Genomic DNA, 18,861 nt, shown 5'->3' with positions numbered 1-18,861 from the left:
CTTTCTACGTCCTCCGGCCGCGCACCGCCACCGCCGCCCACCTGCCGGACAGCCCCTAGGGTCTTTCGTCCCGAGCCGCCGGCAGCTTCCGCTCCGCCTCCTCGCTCAGCCCGGCCGCGGTCTTCAACTCGCCTTCCGGCACCGCCCGCTGCCAGGCCCAGGTGTCGGCGACGGTCTCCTCGACCGGTCGGCAGGCGAGGCCCGTCGCGAGGGCGCGGGTGACGTCGCCCGCGTGGATCGCGGCGTGGAAGTCCGTGCCGGGGGGTGCCCACAGGGGGAGGTCCGTCCAGGGCGAGACGTCGGCCGCCTCGATCTCCTCCGGGGTCGCCCAGTGCAGGCGGGCCGTGGAGCCGGTGACGCGGACGCAGAGGTCGAGCAGTTCGCCGATGGTGGTGCGGCCCGGCTCCGAGACCAGGTTGTACGGGCCGTGGAGCCCCTTGTCGAGGGCGTCCAGGAGCCAGTCGGCGAGGTCGCGGGCGTCGACGTACTGGAGCGGGGTGTCGCGCGGCCCCGGCGCGGGGACCACGCCGCCGCGGCTGATCCGGGCCAGCCACCAGGGCAGGCGGCCGGCGTTCTCGCGCGGGCCGAGGATCAGGCCGGGGCGGACCAGGAGCGCGCGTTCGGCGCCGAGTTCGCGGACGACCGCCAGCTCGGCGCCCCGCTTGTCGGCGGCGAAGTCCGTGGCGTCGGCGTCCGGGTCGCCCTCGGCCAGCGGTCCGAACTCGTCGAGCCCCGCGGGTGCGGGCCACGCGTACACCGAGCGGCTGGAGACGAAGGCGTACCGTCCGACACGGCCGGCCAGCAGGCGGGCCGTGTCGCGGACCGTGCGCGGTGCGCCCGACCAGGTGTCGACGACCGCGTCCCACTCCCCCGCGCCTTCGGCGAGCGCGTCGAGGCCGTCCGGCTCGGTGCGGTCGCCCCGCAGGACCCGCACGCCGGGCGGCGCCGGGTGCTCGCCCCGGTGGAACACGGTCACGTCCCAGCCCCGGTCGCGCGCGGCCTCGGCGACCGCGCGGCCCACGAAGTCCGTTCCCCCGAGCAGCAACAGCCTCATGTGCATCCCTTTCCCTGATCGTCGGTCACGGCCTCGTGCGTGGCCACCGCCGCCGCGTACCCCGGCAGCGTCGGTACGTCGGCCTGGTGCCGGCCGGGGAGAGCCACGGCCCGGAGCCCGGTGCCGACGCGGACCGTGGCCGGCGGTGTGTTCAGGCCGGTGCCCAGGGCCTTCAGACAGGCCTCCTTACGGGTCCAGCAGCGCGCGAACGCGGCCGGCCGGGCGGCCTCGGGGAGCGCGGCCAGTTCGCGGAGCTCCTCGGGGTGCAGCACCGTCGGCGCGGTCGCCGCGACCACGTCCGGCGGCGGCACCTCCTCGACGTCGACGCCCACCGCGACCTCCGCGACGGCGACGGCCACCAGGTCACCGGCGTGGGAGAGCGAGAAGTGCGTGCCGGTGTCGCCCGCGACGACGGGCCGGCCGTGCGGGCCGCCGCAGTCCGTGCACGGCCGCCGCACGATCCGTACCGCCGCGGGCGCCAGGCCGAGGCGCTCGCCGAGGACGCGGCGGAGCGCCACATGGGCGACCAGGTACCGGTCCCGGTCGGCCTCCGCGCGGAGGGCGCCGAGCCTGGCGTGTTCGGCGGCGTCCAGGACCGGCGCGTGGCGGGCGGCCTCCGGGAGGTGTCCGGAGACCCGCCACTGCCACACGCGCGGCAGGTGAACCGGTGTCACCTCGTGGTGCGCTCGCGGTACGCCGCGAAGCGCTCGGCGATCTCCTGGGCACGGCCCTCGGCCTCGGACAGCTTCATCTCGGGGCAGTCGTAGCCGATCTCCTCCGCGAGGATCGCCATCGCCGACGGTTCGAAGACGACGGTGCCGTCCGCGCGGATCTCGCCGATGCCGTCCTGCACCGAGCCGGAGACGTTGATCGCGTGCGCCTCCTCCGGGGTCATGCCGTCCGGCAGGACGGCCCGGAACTTGCCGTTCTCGATGGCCACCGGGTAGCCGCCGAGCGCCCCGTCCACGCCGGGCGCGTGGACGAGCGCGTCGCGCTCGTCGGCCAGCGGCTCCAGGACACTCAGCGCGGAGGACGCGGTCATCGTCTGGCCGGGCAGGCCGCCGGTGCGGCGGTACTCGGCGGGCAGCCGGTTCAGGAGCGCCGCCACGTCGAGCTCGGCGGTGACGTCCCTGTCGTCGACACGGATGCCGAGGCCCATGGCGGCGGGGCCGCTGTTGCCCGTACGGGACAGGCGGTGCGAGACGTAGTGGTGGGCGACCAGGCGCACCTCGACGTCGGCGGTGGAGCGGCCCAGCTCGTCGGCGGCGACCGAGGTGATCCCGGGGACGTTGTTGGCGACGTTGCCGATGCCGATGTCCGGCGAGAGGCCGATCGCGGCGAGCGCGGGGTGGACGGCGTCGGGGAAGGCGGCGTTGACGACGAGGGCGCGGCTGCCGGCGAGCCGGACGGCCTCCATGGCCTTCATCACCGGCACCAGGTGCATGGGCAGCCAGGGGCCGAAGTTGGCGGCGTACACCCGCTTGAAGGCGTCCTGCTCCAGGGTGGAGATGACCCACCAGGCCTGGTAGCTGACGGCCAGGAAGATGATGTCGGGGTCGAACGCGGATATCCGCTCGGCGGTCCGGGCCACGTCCGTGATGTCGGTCTGCGCGTGGCTGACCGTGGTCGTACAGCCGCGCTGGACGCTGCAGAATCTGGTGAGGTTGGCGGCGCGCAGCACCGTCTCCTCGTCGCGGCCGACGAGCTGGACGTGGCGGTCGTTCGGGCTGTGCGCCAGCTCGTGGAAGACGCGGCGGCCGATGTCGCCCGCGCCGAGGACCATGATCTTTCGGGCGTTGCTCATGCGGTACCTCCGAGGTGTGCGGCAGCGGCGAGGGACGGCGCGACGGGCGCCATGAGGGGTGATTCGAGGACCAGTCGGGGCAACAGGCGCATGGCGGGGAAGGTGACCGCGCCCTCGCGGTGCGGCCCTTCGGCCGGGTCGGCGGTGTACTGCAGCACGCGCATCCCTGCGCCCAGGGCGGCGTCCACGCCGACCGGGCTGTCCTCGATCACGACGCACTCGTCGGGCGTGACACCGCACTGCTCGGCGGCCCAGAGGAACAGCTTCGGATCGGGCTTCCAGGCGCCGATGTCGTACGCGGAGAAGAGCCGGCCCTCGAAGTGGCGCAGGATCCCCGCCTTGCGCAGCCGGCTGTCCATGATCCCCAGCGGGCTGTTGGAGGCCACGCACATCCGGTCGCCGAGGGCGGCGGCGAGCTGCTCCAGGGCGTACGCGACGCCGTCGATGGGCTCGATCCGGTCGCCGATCAGCTCCTCGCACATGGCGCGGGCGATCGCCATGGCGTCCCGTGGCGGTGCGGTCCCCGTCAGGTCCGCCATCAGGTCGAGGCACTCCTGCATCTTCTTGCCCGAGAACAGCTCGTCGCGCTGCTCCTTGTCCAGGCGCAGGCCCATCAACTCGCCGACGTGGGCGAGCCCGCCGTTCTCGGCGTCCTGCGTGTCGACCAGGACGCCGTCCAGGTCGAAGACGGCGAAGGGGCGGACGGCGGGTCCGGCGGGTCCGGCGAGTCCGGCCGCTCCGGTGAACTCACTCATAGTCGATCCAGTCCACGCTCTCGATGGCGGCGACGGTCGCGGCCAGTTCCTCATGGGTCGCGGCGGAGCCGATGACGGCCGCCGTGTTGCCGCGCGCGCCGATCCGCCAGTCCACGTCGGCGCCCGGCTCGGCGAGCACGACGACCCGGTCGACGCGCGGGAGGCGGCGCAGCGCAGAGACGTTGCGGATGGAGCGCACCCGGCGGGCCCCGACGGGCGGCACCGTCAGGTAGTGGAAGGCGATCGGCCCGCCCCGCTTGACCTCGGGCGTCTCGTACGGGAGGCCGAGGGCCGCCGCGACGGCGACGTGCGCCGGGTCGGAGGTGCCGGAGCGGACCGCGAGGTCGTCGACCCAGGCGCCGAGCCTGCCGTTGACCTCGATGACCCGGGGGCCCTCGGCGGTCAGCTTGATCTCGACGTCGGCGACGCCGTGGATGTTCAGGGCGCGGACCGCCGCGCACGCCAGGTCGCGGACCGCGCGCTCCTCGGCCTCGGGCACCACGGAGAAGCCGCCGTAGCCGCCGCGCTCGCGGAAGGGCTCCGCGAGCGCGAACTTGCTGGTGACGAAGACAGGACGGACGTCGTCGCCGTCGGCGACGCAGTCCACCGCGATGTAGTCGCCCCAGGGCGCCGGGGTCGGCCGCCCGATCAGCAGCTCCTCCAGCATGACCGCCGTCTCGGCCGGTCCGCCGTCGGAGCCCGCGAAGATCCCGTCGAGGACGGCCCGGCACTCCTCGGCGGTGGTGACGGAGACGGTGTTGCGGCTGGACGCGCCGATCACCGGCTTGATGATCGCGGGCAGTCCGACATGGGCGATCGCCTCGTCCGCCTGCTCGGGCCCGGTGAGCGTACGGAAGCGCACGCTGTCCACGCCGACTTCGGCGAACCGCTGCCGCTGCAGGTCCTTGTGGGTGATCGCCTCGACGTCGGCCGGCCGGTGGTAGCGAAGGCCGAGGGCCTCGGCGAGCCGGACGGTGGTCGCGATCTGGAACTCGCTGAAGGTGATGATGCCCGCGGGGTCCAGCGCGCGCAGCGTCTCCACGGTCTCCGCCTCGGTGCGGCCCGCCGTGTTCACGACGGTGCCGACCATCTCCAGGGTGGGGACCATCTCCTGGGCGTGCGCGGTGTCGGCCGTGACGAACACGAGCGCGCAGCCCACCCCTTGGGCGGCCTCGGCGAGGCGGGTGGGGGCGAGGCTCCCCGCGTCGTAGACGACGAGGAGGACGGGCTGTTCGCGGAGCCCGCCGGTGGTGTCGGTACCGGTACCGGTCATGGGTCAGCCTCCGGCCGGGAAGGCGCCGGCGCGACGCGCGGCGGTCAGCGCCCGCGCCAGCGACTCGACGGTGGAATGGGTGAACAGGGCGCGCACGGGGATCTCCAGGCCGAACTCCACCTGGAGGGCGAGCGCCACCCGGGTCGCGGTCAGCGAGTCGCCGCCCAGGTCGAAGAAGTCGTCGTGCACGCCGACCTCGTCGACCCACAGCGCCTCGCCGAACGTCCGGGCCACCGCCCGCTCCGCGGGGGTGCGTGGCGCCACGAACTCGGCCTCCAGGCCGGTGCGTTCACCGTCGGGCGCGGGCAGCGCCGTCCGGTCGGTCTTGCCGCTGGTGGTGAGCGGCAGCCGGTCGAGGAAGACGTACACGCCGGGCACCATGTAGCCGGGCAGGGTCCGTCCGCACCAGTCGCGCAGCGCCCCGATGCCGGGGGCCGTGCCGGGCACCGGGACGACGTACGCCACGAGCGCCTTCTCGCCGGGGGCGGCGGGGGCGGCGGGGGCGGCGGGGGCGGCGGGGGCGGCGGACGAGTCGGCGGGGGCGTCCTCGCGGACGGTGACGACACACGTCTCGACGTCGGCATGGGCCAGCAACGCGGCCTCGATCTCGCCGAGTTCGATGCGGAAGCCGCGCACCTTGACCTGGTGGTCGAGGCGGCCGAGAAACTCCAGTTCGCCTCCGGGCAGCCAGCGCACCAGGTCGCCGGTGCGGTACAGCCGCCCCTCGGCGAAGGGGTTCGCGCCGAACCGCTCGGCGGTCAGGTCCTCGCGCCCCAGGTAGCCGCGGGCCACGCCGGCACCGCCGACGAGGAGTTCGCCGGGTACGCCGACGGGGACCGGGCGGTCCGTGTCGTCGACGACGTACAGCGCGGTGCCCGCCGTCGGGCGCCCGATGGGGATGACACCGTCGGTGCCGGTGATCTCGGCGACGGAGGCGTAGACGGTGGTCTCCGTCGGGCCGTAGCCGTTGAGGACGCGGGTGGCGACGCGGAGCATCCGCGCGGCGAGCTCGGCCGGCAGCGCCTCGCCCGCGGCGAAGATCTCCAGGGCGCGCGGCCGGTCGCCGAGGGCGTCGAGGAGCGGCCGCAGGGCGGACGGGGTGGCCTGGACGAGGGTGACCGCGTGCCGGTCGATCAGCTCCACGAGGGCGTGGGGCGTGTGGATCTGGTCCTGGGTCGCCCCGACGATCCGGCCGCCGGTGATCAGCGGCAGGAACACCTCCACGCCGGCGATGTCGAACGTCGCCGAGGTGGTGAAGAGCACCCGCTCGCACGCGGGCGCGGGGAACGTCTCGCGCATCCCGTGGAGCAGGGTGAGGAAGCCGCCCCGGGTGACGGCGACGCCCTTGGGGGTGCCGGTGGAGCCGGAGGTGTAGAGGACGTACGCGAGGTGCTCGGGTCCGGCGTCCGCCGTCGGTCCACCGGCTTCGGCGGCGGCGATCGCCGCGCGGTCGGTGTCGACGGCGACGACGGTACGCGGCGCGTCGGCGGCGCCGGCGGACAGCTTCTCGCGCAGCGACTCCTGGGTGACGACGACCGGCGCGGCCGTGTCCGCCAGGACGAACCGGAGCCGGTCGACGGGGTGGTGCGGGTCGAGCGGTACGTACGCCGAGCCCGATCTGAGCACCGCGAGCAGCGCCACGATCAGCTCGGGGCCGCGCTCCAGGCAGACCGCGACGGGCACGTCCGGGCCTGCGCCGAGACCGCGCAGGTGGTGCGCGAGACGGTCGGCGCGGGCGTCGAGCTCCCCGTACGTGACCTCCTGCGCGCCGAAGACGACGGCGACGGCGTCGGGGGTCCGTCCCGCCTGCGCGGCGACGAGTTCGGCCACGCCGGGACCCGTGGAGAGGCCGGTCCTGCCGACGCCCCGGTCGGCGAGCAGGTGCGCGCGCTCGGCGGCGGTCAGCGGGTCGAGGCCGCTCAGGGCCGTGTCCGGGGTCTCGGCGATCGTCGTGAGCAGCGTGAGGTAGTTCCCGGCGAACCGCTCGGCGCTCGCGGCGTCGAACAGGTCGGTGGCGTACCCGACGCGGACGGTGAGCCGCGCGTCCCTGTCCTCGTGCCCGAGCACCAGGTCAGGCGGGCAGCCCCGGCCCGTGTGGGCTTCGACGGTGTCCGTGAACAGCGCCTGGACCAGCGGGTGGCGGCTCGTGTCGGCGCCGAGGGACGGCTCCGAGGCGAGGAGGGCGAGCGGCGGCGCCGCCTCCCTGCCGCGTGCGAGGGCCGCGTCCGCCGCCGCCGCGAGCGCGCCGAAGGCGGGGTCGCCGGTCAGGTCCGCCCGTACGACCGCGAAGGAACCGCCGGAGCCGTCGGAACTGTCGGAGCCGACCGCGCCGACCGCGCCGTCCGAGCCGCCCGCGCCGGGCACGCCCACCGCGAGGTCGCGCGTCCGGGACCACTGCCCCAGCAGCACCTGGTAGGCGGCCAGCAGGACGGCGGGCAGCCCGGTGCCGTACTCGGCGGCGGCCTTGCGCAACGCCCGGGCGGTGACGTCCGGGACCTCGCGGTCGACATGGTCGACGTGGACCGTGGCGGCGGTGCGGTCCGCGGTACGCGGCCGGTCCGTGGGCAGCTCCAGCGGCTCCAGGCCCGCCAGTTCGGTACGCCAGTACTCCAGCGCGTCGGTCATGACCCCTCCGAGGTGCCGAGGATCCGCGCCAGTGCCTTGCGGTCCGTCTTGCCGTTGTCGTTGAGCGGGAGCCCGCCGGCCAGGTGCGTGAGGGTGCCGGGCACCATGTGCAGCGGCAGCACCTCCCGCAGCCACGCGTCGAACCGTGCGGGCTCCACCTCGCGGCCCGCGTAGGCCGCGAGCAGTTCCGTCTCGCCGTCCGCGCCCGGCAGGGCGAGCACGGCGGCGTCGATGACGTACGGGTGGCGGTGCATCGCCGCCTCGACCTCGCCCAGCTCAACGCGGAAGCCCCGCACCTTGACCTGCTGGTCGAGGCGGCCGCAGTGCACGAGGAGCCCGTTCTCGCGGCGGACCCGGTCGCCGGTGCGGTACCAGTGGCGGTCGGTCAGCTCCGTACGGCCGTCGTAACCGACGGCGGGGCCCGCGCCCTCCTCGTACGAGAGGAACCGGCCGGCGTTCTCGCGCGGGTCGAGATAGCCGTCGAAGCGCTGCGGTCCGCGCGCGCACAGCTCGCCCTCGTCGGCGGGAAGACCGTCCTCGTCGAGCAGCACGAGTTCCATCTCCGGGAAGGCGACGCCGATGGGGACGGTGCCGTTGGAGAAGGCCGGCCACTGCGAACTGTCGCCGTCCAGGCCGTGGTTGGTGCAGCAGACCGTCAGCTCGGTGGGCCCGTACACGTTGTGGATCCGCGCGTGCGGGGCGACCGCCCGCCACAGCTCCGCGTGCTGGGCGGTGACCGGCTCCGCACCGAACATGCTGTGCTTGAGGGTGACCGCGCGGCCCGGCGGAAGGTTGCCGAGCCGCTGCGCCTCACGGACCACCGACGGCACCGAGAACCAGTGGGTGAGCCGCCGCTCCACGATGAAGTCGACGGGCCGGAACAGGTCGGCGGCGAGCGGCACGACCAGCGTCCCGCCGCCGCCCCACGTCCCGAACAGGTCGAAGAGGTGCGCGTCGAAGGTCAGGCCGAAGGTCTGGGTGAGCCGGGCGCCCGGCGCGACCTCGTACCGCGCGATGGTGTGCGCGAGGTACGCCGCGGCGTGCCGGTGCCGGATCGGCACCCCCTTGGGCTGGCCGGTCGAGCCGGAGGTGAACAGCAGGTACGCCTCGCGGTCGACGTCCGTGGGCACGGCCGGCAGGGACCGCTCCAGCACGTCCACGGCGGCGCCCTCGGCGCGCTCCGCCTCGTCGAGTTCGAGGACGGTCGGCCGGTGCCGCTCGGGCAGCCGCGCGAACAGCTCTGCGGTCCTGCCCGCCACGAGGGCCACCTCGGCGCCGGCCCGCTGGGCGATGTCGAGGTTGCGCTGCTCGGGGTAGTCGGGGTTCAGCGGGACGACGCCCGCGCCGAGCCGCTGGACCGCCAGGTAGCCGGCGTACGCGGCGACGGTACGGTGCGCCGCCAGGGCCACCCGGGTGGGCAGCGAGCCGTGCTTGCGGGCGATGCGGTCGGCGAGGGTGAGGGCGAGGGCCCGCAGTTCGCCGTAGGTGAGGACCTCGTCGCCGATCTCCAGGGCGGGAAGGTCCGGGTGACGCAGCGCCGATTCCTCGAACAGCTGGTAGAGCGTGCGTGGTTGCCGCTGGTTCATCGGTTCCTCGCTGTCGGTGTACCGGTCGGGCGGGTGCGGCCGCGGGCGCGCATGGCCTCGGCGCGGGCCTGCGCTCTGCCGTGGGCGCGCTCCGTGGCGGAGGCCTCTGATGCGGACGGCTGGTGCGGGATCCGGGCCCCGAGGAGCGCGGCCATGGCGCGGACGGTGGAGTGGCGGAAGAGGTCCACCACGTCGACGTCCCGGCCCAGGTCGGTGTGGAGCCGGTCGCGGAGCCGGATCAGCAGAAGGGAGTTGCCGCCGACGTCGAAGAAGTTCTCGGCCGGACCGACGGCCCGTCCGAGGACGTGCTCCCAGGCGGCGGCGACGGTCCGCTCGGTGTCGCTCACCGGCCGCGCCTCGGCGTCCTCGGCCGCCCGCCCGGCCCGCTCGGCGGCCTCGGCGAGCAGCGCCGCGGTCCGCTCCCGGTCGGGGCGGCCTGCGGGCAGCAGCGGCAGCGCGTCGACCACGTGCAGCCGGGCGGGCATCAGGTACCCGGGGGCCAGGTCGCGCAGATGGGTGCGGAGGGCGTCGGCGGTCAGGCCGCTGCCGGTCCGCGCCGCGACGGCCGCGCCCAGGGTGCCGTCGGCCGGGTCCACGAGGACCTGGGCGCGCACCACGTCGGGATGGGCGAGCAGCGCCGCCTCGACGTCGACGGCGGCCACCCGGACGCCCCGGGCGCGGGCGCGGTCGGCGGCCCGCCCAGCGAACACGAAGCGTCCGTCGGGCAGTTGGCGCGCGAGGTCGCCGGTGGCGTACATCCGGGCGCCGGGCTCGGCGGCGAACGGGTCGGGCAGGTAGCGCTCGGCGGTACGGCTCGGCCGGTCCAGGTAGCCCCGGGTGACGGCCGGTCCGCCGATGTGCAGCTCGCCCAGGGCGCCGGGCACGGCCGGCGCGCCGAACCTGTCGAGGACGTACGCGCTCGCCCCGGCCGGGAGGCCGAGGGGAACGGGGCCGAAGCCCACCGCGCCGTGGGCCTCGGCCGGTCCCGCGAGCACGGGGCCGGCCGTCTCGGCGGACGTGTACAGCTGGTACAGCTCCCGCCCGGCGTCGAGCGCCCTCGGGAACAGGGGCTCGCCGTGGGTCAGGACGGTGGTGGAACGGCCGCCGCCCGTGAACAGCTCGGCGGGTACGGCGAGGACGGTGGCCTCGTCGCGGCCGGTCGGGACGACCGCACGGCCGCCGCGGGTCAGCGGGCCGAACAGTTCCAGGAAGGCGGCCGGAGAGTCGGGCGGGGCGAGCAGGGCCACCGCGTCCAGCGCGTCCGCGGGCAGTTCCCGGTGGGCCCAGCGCAGCCGGGACACCAGGTTGCGGTGCTCGGCGACGACCGCGCGCGGCTCTCCGGTGACCCCCGATGTCCGCAGGATCCAGGCGGCGTTGCGCGCCTGTACGCGTACGGGAGGGGGCAGGTCCGTCGGGTCGTGGGGAAGGTCCTCCACGTCCAGGACCTCGACCCGGGTGTGGTCGAAGAGCGCACCGGAGAACGCGTCCGCGAGGACCGTCCGCAGACCCGCGTCGTCGACGGCGAGCCGCAGCAGGAAGGCGGGCAGCGCGGGGTCGAGCGGGACGCAGACGCCGCCCGCCCTGACCACGCCCAGCTGCGCCGCGGCAAGCGCGAAGGACGGCGGCACGCAGACCCCGACCGGGGTCTCCGGTCCTGTCCCGCGCGCCCGCAGGGCGGCGGCCACCCGGTCGGCCGCCTCGTCGAGTTCGCGGTAGGTCCAGCCGCGCGTCCCCGCGGTCACGGCGACCGCGTCGGGGGTGCGGGCGATCTGCTCGGCCACCAGGTCGTGCAGTCGGCTCTCGTCCTCGTACGCCTCCGTGGGCGCCGGGGCCTCGGTGCGCAGCAGGGCGGAGACCCTGGCGCGCGGGTCCGCGCCGATCCGCTCCAGGACGGTCCGCAGCCGCGCCAGGAGCAGTTCGGCGGTGGCCGGCTCGAAGAGGTCGGTGCGGAAGTCGACGAGGGCGAGAAGGCCCTCGTCGGTCTCGATCGTGTCGATCGCCAGGTCGGTCTTCATGGTCGGCAGCCGCAGCTCGGCCGCGCGGATCCGGGCGCCTGCGGCCTCGTGCACGGTCGCGGCGGGCGCGTGCGTGTACATGACCTGGTAGAGCGGGTGGTAGCTGGGATCGCGGCCGAGCCCGAGCTCGTCCATGACCTCGTCGACGAGCAGGTCGGGGTGGTCGAGGGCGTCGAGCAGGTCGCCGCGCACCCGGCCGACGAGGTCGGTGAACTCCGCGTCGTCGGAGAGGTCTCCGCGCAGCACCACGGGCCGGGTGAGGTAGCCGACGACGCCGGCGCTGTCGGTGGTGTCCCGGCCGGAGAGGGCCATGCCGGTGAGCACGTCGGTGCCGCCGTACTGGCTGAGCACCACGTCGACGGCGGCCTTCAGGACCATGAAGAGGCTGGCGCGCTTCGTACGGGCGAGGCGCCGCAGCGGCTCGACCACCGACTCCGGTACGGAGACGGTGACCCGGCCGCCCCGCTGCCCCGCACGGGCCGCGCGGGGCCCGGAGAGGGGGAGTTCGAGCAGGTCGGGGGCGCCGGCGAGGCGCTTCGTCCAGTAGGCGAGGCGCTCGGCGCGTGCCTGCTCGTCCTCGGCGGTGCGCCGGGCGAGGAACTCCGCGTACCCGCCGGCGGGCCGGGGCAGAGCCTTGGCCGGCTCGTGGCCCTGCGCGAACGCTCCGTACAGGGCGGCGAGTTCGGTGGTGAAGAGCTCCAGTGAGGCGCCGTCGAAGACGATGTGGTGGACGCCGACGAGGAGTTGGTGCCGTTCCGCGCCGAGGCGCAGCAGCCGCACCCGCAGCAGCGGGCCGCCGTCGAGGTCGAAGGGGGTGGCGGCGAAGGCGTCGGCGAGCTGGGCCGCCGCCTCCTCCGTCACCTCGACGGGGTCCGTCTCCAGGGCCGGCGGGGCGCCGATCTCCTGGACGGGCTCCCCGTCGGCGTCCCGCGCGATCCGGACCCGCAGGGCGTCGTGCCGCAGGACGAGGGCGTCCAGGGCCTGCCGCAGCGCGGCGACGTCGAGCGGGCCTTCGACGGTGACGGCGAAGGGGATGCTGAAGAACGGGTCGCCGGGCCGGAGCCGGCCGAGGGCCCACAGCCGCCGCTGCGCGGGGCTGAGCGGAAGGTGGCGCGGTCTCACTTGACGGCCTCCGCTTCCGGCACGCCCGCCGTGTCGCCGGAGCCGCCGCGCAGCGCCGGGACGAGGAGGACGAGCGAGGCGGCCACCAGGACGCCGCCGGCCCACACGATCGAGCCCGCGATGCCCACGAGACCGGCGAGCAGACCGCCCACCACGACGCCGACGACGGTGAAGTTGACCATCAGGGCGTTGAGCAGGCCGACCCCGCGGCCGCGCAGCTCCTCCGGGAGGTCGCTGAGCAGCGTGTTGGCGACGGGCACCTGGAAGAGCCCGGAGCCGAGCCCCGCGACCAGGCACCACGCCAGGACGACGACCAGGCCGAGCGCGCCCCGGTCGGTGGCGTCCCAGACCGCCCCGGTGGGGGCGAGCAGCAGCAGCGAGGCGCCGAACAGCACGATCGAGCCGATGAGCAGCTTGCGGTCGGAGAAGCGGCGGACCAGCGGCGGCCCGGTCAGCGCGCCGATGACGCTGCCCGCGCCGAACCCGGCCTGCGCGAGGCCGAAGCTGGTGGCGGGCAGCTCGAAGACGTTCAGGAGCTGGGAGTTGAGGTTGGTGGTGAACAGGCCGAGGACCAGCATCACCGGGACCATGACGATGGCGAGGAACTTCAGCGACGGGACGGCGAGCACCCCGGAGACCCCGGTGCGCAGCGACTTCCAGTACCCCTCGCGCCCGCTGTCGGCGCCCTTCACGGGCACCTCCCGCAGCACGGCCATGCTGGCGAGGAGGACGGCGGAGATCGCGAACGTCGCGGCGTCGAGGACGAAGACGACGGTGACGCTGCCGAAGGCGATGAGCAGTCCGCCCAGGGCCGGGCCGATCAGGTTCAGCGTGTGGTTGGTGGACTGGAACAGGGCGACCGCGGTCGGGATGCTGTGCCCGCGCACGATCAGCGGGATCGCCGTGATGCGCGCCGTCTCGAAGAAGGCCTTGGCGATGCCGCTGAGCAGGATCAGCACCAGCAGGATCAGCGGGGAGTCCCGTACGACGATCATCGCGAGGACCAGGACGATCCGGACCAGGTCGGAGCCGACCATGAGGAGCCGGGCCGGCAGCCGGTCGGCGAGCGGCCCGACGAAGGCGCCGAGCAGCCCGAAGGGCAGCAGCTGCGCGATGACGACGAGCGACACGTAGAGAACCGGGTCGTCGGTCTCGGTGGCTACGACGTAGATCAGGGTGATCTTCGTGATGGCGTCACCGAGGAAGGAGGCGACCACCGCCAGCCAGTAGCGGATGTACGTACGGTCCTTCAGGAGCTCAAGCATGGTCGCCTCCGTCACCGGGCGTGCCGGTGTTCAGTACGTCGTTGAGCACGGTGGCGACGCCCTCGATGTGGGGGTGGCGCATCATCGTGTAGTGGTTTCCGGCGACCTCGCGGACGTCGAAGCTCTGCCCGGTCAGCTCCCGCCAGGACGAGGCCAGGTCCCAGGTCTCCTCGGCGGCGCGGATCAGGGTGACCCTGCCCTTGACGGGCGCGGGCCGGAAGTTCCACATCAGCCGCAGGTTCGCCACCCACAGGGTGTGGATGTCCCGGATCTGCTCCTGGCCGGCGTCCGGCGGCACGTAGCCGGAGGCGCGGGCGATGTCGAGCAGGTAGTCGAGGTGCTCCTCGGTGTCCATGGTCCGGAGTTCGGCGAGCGGCTTGAGCCGGTCGCCGTAGTCCCACTGGAGGTTGGCGGCGATGGCCTCGACGATCTCGGCCGGGTCGGGCTCGGAGCCGGGTTCGACCACGGCGGGCGCGTGCGCGTCCATCATGACGACGGACACCTCTGCGCCCTCTTTCTCCAACTCCCCCGCCACGGCGAAGGCGTTGGCGCCGCCGTAGCACCAGCCGGCCAGCGTGTAAGGGCCCTCCGGCTGGGTCTCGCGGATCAGGGCGGCGAACTGGGCGGCGCGGTCGCCGAAGCCGTCGAACGGCAGCTTCCCTTCGACCGGCGGCGGGCAGGCCAGCGCGTACAAGGGCCGGCCGACGGGCTCGACCAGTTCGGCGAACGGCAGGTAGCAGACGACCTCGCTGCCGGCCGGGTGGGCGAAGAACACCGGGGAGCCGGTGCCCGTGCCGGAGCCGAGCTCCACCAGGTGCACTCCGGTCTCGGCCCGGTAGCCCTCGCGCAGCATGCGCGCGAAGCGGTCGACGGTGGCGCCCTGGAAGATCGCGGCCATCGGCAGCTGCTGCCCGAACCGCTTCTCGATCTCGGCCATCAGGCGCAGGACGAGCAGGGAGTGGCCGCCCAGGTCGAAGAAGCGGTCGTGGAGGCCGATCGGGGAGACCCCGAGGACCTCCTCCCAGATGTGGGCGACCTCCAGCTCGACGGCGTCGCGCGGCGCGACGTAGCTCGCCGCGTCCCGCTCGACGGCCGGGGCGGGAAGAGCGCGCCGGTCGATCTTGCCGCTGGTGTTCAGCGGGAAGGTCTCCAGGCGGACGATCGCGGCGGGGACCATGTAGTCGGGCAGCGTGCCGCGCAGGTGCTCGCGCAGCTGCTCGGCGGTGACCGTCCCGTCGGCGCTCTCGACGTAGCCGGTCAGCCGCTTGTCGCCCGGCCGGTCCTCGCGGACCAGGGCGACCGCGCGGCGCACCGCCGGGTGCTCCTCCAACCGGGCCTCGATCTCGCCCAGTTCGATGCGGAAGCCGCGCAGCTTGATCTGGCCGTCGTTCCGGCCGAGGAAGACGAGCGTGCCGTCCTCGCGCAGCCGCGCCTTGTCGCCGGTGAAGTAGAGGCGGGCGCCCGGGGTCGTGCCGAACGGGTCGGGCACGAACCGCTCGGCGGTCAGTCCGGGGCGGCCCCGGTAGCCGCGGGCCACGCCGGTGCCGCCGATGTACAGGTCGCCGGGCATGCCGACCGGCACGGGCGCGAGGCGCTCGTCGAGGACGTACACCTGGGTGTTGTCCAGCGGGCGGCCGATGGAGATCTGCTCGGTGCCGCTGTCCAGGCGCCGGAAGGTGGACCAGATGGTGGTCTCGGTGGGGCCGTACACGTTCCAGGTGTGGCCCGGCCCGGCCACGAGCCGCTCGGCGAGGGACGGGGGCAGTGCCTCGCCTCCGACCAGGACCCGCAGCGAGCCGTCGTTTCGCCAGCCGGCCTCGACGAGGAGGTGCCAGGTGGCGGGCGTGGCCTGCATGACGGTGGCGTCGCTCTCGCCGATCAGCTCGGCGAGACGCCGGCCGTCGACGGCCTGCTCCTTGGTGACGATGTGCACGCGTGCCCCGCTGATCAGCGGCGCGTACAGCTCCAGGCCCGCGATGTCGAAGGTGACGGGCGTGACGGCGGCGAGGGTGTCGCCCGGGGCGAGCCCGGTCTCCCGGGCCATCGCGAGCAGCAGGTTGACCAGGTTGCGGTGGGTGACCTCGACGCCCTTGGGGCGGCCGGTGGAGCCCGAGGTGTAGATGACGTACGCGAGCCGGTCCTCGCCGGAGGCGGGCGCGGCCGGGGTGGCGGGCGCGGCGGCGATCGCCTCGGCGTCGGTGTCCAGGAGGACGCGTTCGCCGGGGCACTCCGTCAGCGCGTCGAGCAGCCCGGAGCGGGTCAGCAGGAACGCGGCGCCCGCGTCCCCCGTCATGTCCGCGAGCCGCTGCGCCGGGTAGCCGGCGTCGAGGGGCAGATAGGCGCCGCCCGATCTCAGCACGGCGAGCAGCGCGACCACGAGGTCCACCGAGCGCTCCAGGCAGACGCCGACGACGGTCTCCCGCGTCACGCCCCTGGCCTGGAGGTGGGAGGACAAGCGGCCGCTGCGGTCGAGGAGTTCGGCGTACGTCAGCTGCTCCGCCCCGCAGGAGACGGCGACGGCGTCGGGGGTGGCGGCGGCCTGCCGGCCCACCAGGTCCTCCAGGCAGAGACCGGGCTCGCGCTCGGCCGCGGTGTCGTTCCACTCGACGAGGAGGGTGTGCGCCTCGGCGGCGTCGACCAGGGACAGGTCGCGGACGGTGCGTCCGGCGTCCTCGGTCATCTGCTCCAGGACGCGGACGACCTGCCGGGCCATCCGGGCCATCGTGGACTCGTCGAACAGGTCGGTGTTGTACTCGAAGAGGCCGTGGAGGTGGTCGGCGGCGAGCGCCGGGTCGTCGAGGAACCCGAGCATCACGTCGTCCTTGGCGGTGGCGTTGTCGAGCATCAGCTCCTCGACGCGCAGCCCGGCCATCGGCGGCGGCTCCTCGTGGAGGAAGTCCACGAGGATGAAGGACGCCTGGTAGATCGGCGTGCGGCTGGGGTCCCGTACGAGGTCGAGCTCGTCCAGGAGGGTGCCGAACGGGATGTCGTGGTGGTCGAAGGCGCCCAGCATGGTGGAGCGGGTCGCCTGGAGCAGCTCGCGCACGGTCATCGAGGGCGCGACCGTGGTCCGCAGCGGCAGCATGGTGAGGAAGTAGCCGACCATCGGCTCGGTCTCGGGCCTGCTCCGGGTCGAGGAGGTCGTGCCGACGACGACGTCCTCCTGGCCGCTGAGCCGGGCGAGCAGTGTCTGCCAGGCCGCGAGGAGCACGATGTTGACGGTGACGTCCTCGCCCTTGGCGAGGTCGCGGATCGCCTGCGTCAGCTCCGGGGTCAGCGGGAACTGGTAGCGGGCGCCGTTGGAGGTCATCAGCGGCGGGCGGGGCCGGTCGGTGGGGAGTTCCAGGACCAGTTCGGAGCCGGCGAGCTGCTTCTTCCAGTACGGCAGGTGCTTGTGGGCGACCTCCTCGCGCAGCCACTGCGGCTGCCACTCGGAGTAGTCCGCGTAGTGCAGCTCGATCTCGGGCAGCTTCGGCTCGCGGCCGGTGGCGAACGCCGTGTAGAACTCGGCGAACTCGGCGTTGAAGAGGCCCATCGAGCCGCGGTCCCAGACCAGGTGGTCGACGGTGCCGAGGAGCACGTGCTCCTCGTCGGCGGTCCGCAGCATCGCGATCCGCAGGAGGGGCCCCTCGACCAGGTCGAACGGGGCCCGCATCTCCTCGGTGGCCAGGCGCGCCAGCTCCGCGTCCCGCTCGTCGGCGGGGACGGACCGCAGGTCGACGTGGCGGACGGGCACCGTCATGGAGTCGTGGACGACCTGGACGGGCGCGTGGCCGTCCTGCTCGAAGGTGGTCCGCATCGCCTCGTGGCGCTGTACGAAGGCGTCCGTGGCGCGCTGCAGGGCGTCCCGGTCGAGCTCGCCGTGGAGCTTGGACGTGAAGTAGACGTTGTAGAGCGGGTCCTCGGTGTCGAACTGGTGGATGAGCCAGATGCGTTCCTGGTCCACGGTGAGCGGGATCCGGTTGCCGCCGCTGCGTCTCGGAACGGGCGCGAGCGTCGCGGGGGCCTGGGTGCGCTCGCGCATCTTCTTGTCGAGCAGGGCCCGCTGGGCGGGGGTGAGGCCGGCCAGCCGGTTGGCGAGTTCGGTCACGACTGCTCTCCTTCGGGCGTGGCCCGGTACCGGTTCTTGAGTTCGGTGAGGTGTTCCAGGCCCTTCAGGACCTGGTCGTTGCCGAGGCCGAAGTCGACCAGACAGGCCACCTCGTCGACGCCGATGTCGACGAGGTCCTCGACGAGGGACTCGCACTTGTCGGGCGTGCCGAGGAGCGCGAGGGAGTCGAAGTAGCGCTCGAAGGTGGCGTTGAGCATCACGTCCCGCTCGGCCTCGGAGAGCTTGGAGTACTCGCTGCCGAAGCTGTCCTGCTGGGCCAGGAAGGTCTTCAGGTAGTCGGTCAGCGGCTTCCGCACGATCTCCCGTGCGGTGTCCTCGTCGGCGTCCAGGAAGGTGTGCACCATCGCGGTGACCTTGGCGCGGCGCGGGTCGTGCCCGGCGCCGACGAGCGCCTCGCGGTAGGCCGCGATCTTGTCCTTCAGATCGGCGGGCCGCTGGGCGACGAGCCCGGTCAGCAGGTACGCGCCTGCCTCACCGGCCTTGACGAACGTCTCGGGGCTGCCCTGCGCCGACACCCACACGGGCAGTTCGGGCTGCAGGGGGCGCGGCAGGGTGCGTACGGACTGCAAGGAGCCGTCGGCGCGCGGCAGTTCGACGTTCTCACCCGCCCACAGCCGCTGGATCGTCCCGATCGCCTCGAACATCTCCTCCTTGCGGCGCGGGTAGCGCGCCTGCCCGTCGCCGGGGGCGAGGAGGAAGTCGTCGGGGTGCCAGCCGGACGCGGCGGAGAGCGCGGCCCGCCCGCCGGAGAGGTTGTCGACGACCGCCCACTCCTCGGCCACCCGCACGGGGTGGTGCAGGGGCAGGACGCAGCTGCCCGCACGGATCTGGATCCGCTCGGTCTGTACGGCGATGGCGGCGGCCAGGACGGACGGGTTCGGGTAGAGCCCGCCGAAGTCCACGAAGTGCCGCTCGGGCACCCAGATCCCGGCGAAGCCGTTGGCGTCGCCGTACCGGGCGCTCTCCATCAGCAGGTCGTACTTCCCGGGACCCGCGGCGGTGCCGTCGCCGGAGAAGAAGAACAGGCTGAACTCCATGACGCTGCCGTCGCGGCGGGTCCGGCGCGGGGCGGCGGCCTGCCGCCCCGCGGCCGACCTCTCCCCCGTGTCCACGCCCGCGGGCCCCTTGAGGCCCCGCTCGCGCATCGAGCGCTCCAGGACCGCCCGCTGCTCGGGGGTCAGCGAGGCCAGCCGCTCCTGAAGCGCCCGCGCCTGCGCCTTCCGGGTCTCGGTGTTCGTGTCGTCAGCCATG

Annotated in this window: 11 protein-coding genes; all 11 read right to left on the bottom strand. The window is 74.1% G+C overall.

Annotated elements, in window-relative coordinates:
* Positions 1-55: 55 nt before the first annotated feature.
* The 11 genes from ACGFYP_RS10300 to ACGFYP_RS10250 are packed head-to-tail and all read right to left on the bottom strand — an operon-like array spanning position 56 to position 18,860.
* Positions 56-1,054: an NAD-dependent epimerase/dehydratase family protein gene (locus ACGFYP_RS10300; RefSeq protein ID WP_393488760.1), complete on the bottom strand. Its 999-nt coding sequence runs from the start codon at positions 1,052-1,054 to the stop codon at positions 56-58.
* Positions 1,051-1,728, bottom strand: a complete 678-nt coding sequence (locus ACGFYP_RS10295) for a 4'-phosphopantetheinyl transferase family protein (protein ID WP_393488757.1) — start codon at positions 1,726-1,728, stop codon at positions 1,051-1,053. The genes ACGFYP_RS10300 and ACGFYP_RS10295 overlap by 4 nt, the downstream gene beginning before the upstream one ends.
* Positions 1,725-2,858 carry a hypothetical protein gene (locus ACGFYP_RS10290; RefSeq protein WP_393488754.1) on the bottom strand — a complete coding sequence of 378 codons (1,134 nt, stop codon included), beginning with the start codon at positions 2,856-2,858 and terminating at the stop codon, positions 1,725-1,727. Before ACGFYP_RS10290 ends, ACGFYP_RS10295 begins: the two co-directional genes overlap by 4 nt.
* Positions 2,855-3,613 carry an HAD family hydrolase gene (locus ACGFYP_RS10285; RefSeq protein ID WP_393488751.1) on the bottom strand — a complete coding sequence of 253 codons (759 nt, stop codon included), beginning with the start codon at positions 3,611-3,613 and terminating at the stop codon, positions 2,855-2,857. Before ACGFYP_RS10285 ends, ACGFYP_RS10290 begins: the two co-directional genes overlap by 4 nt.
* Positions 3,606-4,886: an ATP-grasp domain-containing protein gene (locus ACGFYP_RS10280; protein ID WP_393488749.1), complete on the bottom strand. Its 1,281-nt coding sequence runs from the start codon at positions 4,884-4,886 to the stop codon at positions 3,606-3,608. The genes ACGFYP_RS10285 and ACGFYP_RS10280 overlap by 8 nt, the downstream gene beginning before the upstream one ends.
* Before the next feature lie 3 nt (positions 4,887-4,889).
* Positions 4,890-7,511, bottom strand: a complete 2,622-nt coding sequence (locus ACGFYP_RS10275; protein ID WP_393488747.1) for an amino acid adenylation domain-containing protein — start codon at positions 7,509-7,511, stop codon at positions 4,890-4,892.
* Complete coding sequence (locus ACGFYP_RS10270; RefSeq protein WP_393488745.1) at positions 7,508-9,097, bottom strand: AMP-binding protein; 1,590 nt, start codon at positions 9,095-9,097, stop codon at positions 7,508-7,510. Before ACGFYP_RS10270 ends, ACGFYP_RS10275 begins: the two co-directional genes overlap by 4 nt.
* Positions 9,094-12,234, bottom strand: a complete 3,141-nt coding sequence (locus tag ACGFYP_RS10265; RefSeq protein ID WP_393488743.1) for a condensation domain-containing protein — start codon at positions 12,232-12,234, stop codon at positions 9,094-9,096. The genes ACGFYP_RS10270 and ACGFYP_RS10265 overlap by 4 nt, the downstream gene beginning before the upstream one ends.
* Positions 12,231-13,499, bottom strand: coding sequence for an MFS transporter (locus ACGFYP_RS10260; RefSeq protein WP_393488740.1), 1,269 nt, complete (start codon positions 13,497-13,499; stop codon positions 12,231-12,233). Before ACGFYP_RS10260 ends, ACGFYP_RS10265 begins: the two co-directional genes overlap by 4 nt.
* Positions 13,492-17,589, bottom strand: coding sequence for an amino acid adenylation domain-containing protein (locus tag ACGFYP_RS10255; protein WP_393488738.1), 4,098 nt, complete (start codon positions 17,587-17,589; stop codon positions 13,492-13,494). Before ACGFYP_RS10255 ends, ACGFYP_RS10260 begins: the two co-directional genes overlap by 8 nt.
* A complete protein-coding gene (locus ACGFYP_RS10250) occupies positions 17,586-18,860 on the bottom strand; it encodes a MupA/Atu3671 family FMN-dependent luciferase-like monooxygenase (protein ID WP_393488735.1) in 1,275 nt (424 codons plus the stop codon). Before ACGFYP_RS10250 ends, ACGFYP_RS10255 begins: the two co-directional genes overlap by 4 nt.
* Position 18,861: the final 1 nt, after the last annotated feature.

The sequence above is a fragment of the Streptomyces sp. NPDC048370 genome, assembly GCF_043200825.1.
GTDB lineage: Bacteria > Actinomycetota > Actinomycetes > Streptomycetales > Streptomycetaceae > Streptomyces.
The sequence above is the reverse complement of the archived record's forward strand: the minus strand, read 5'-3'. Positions and strand labels throughout refer to the sequence as shown.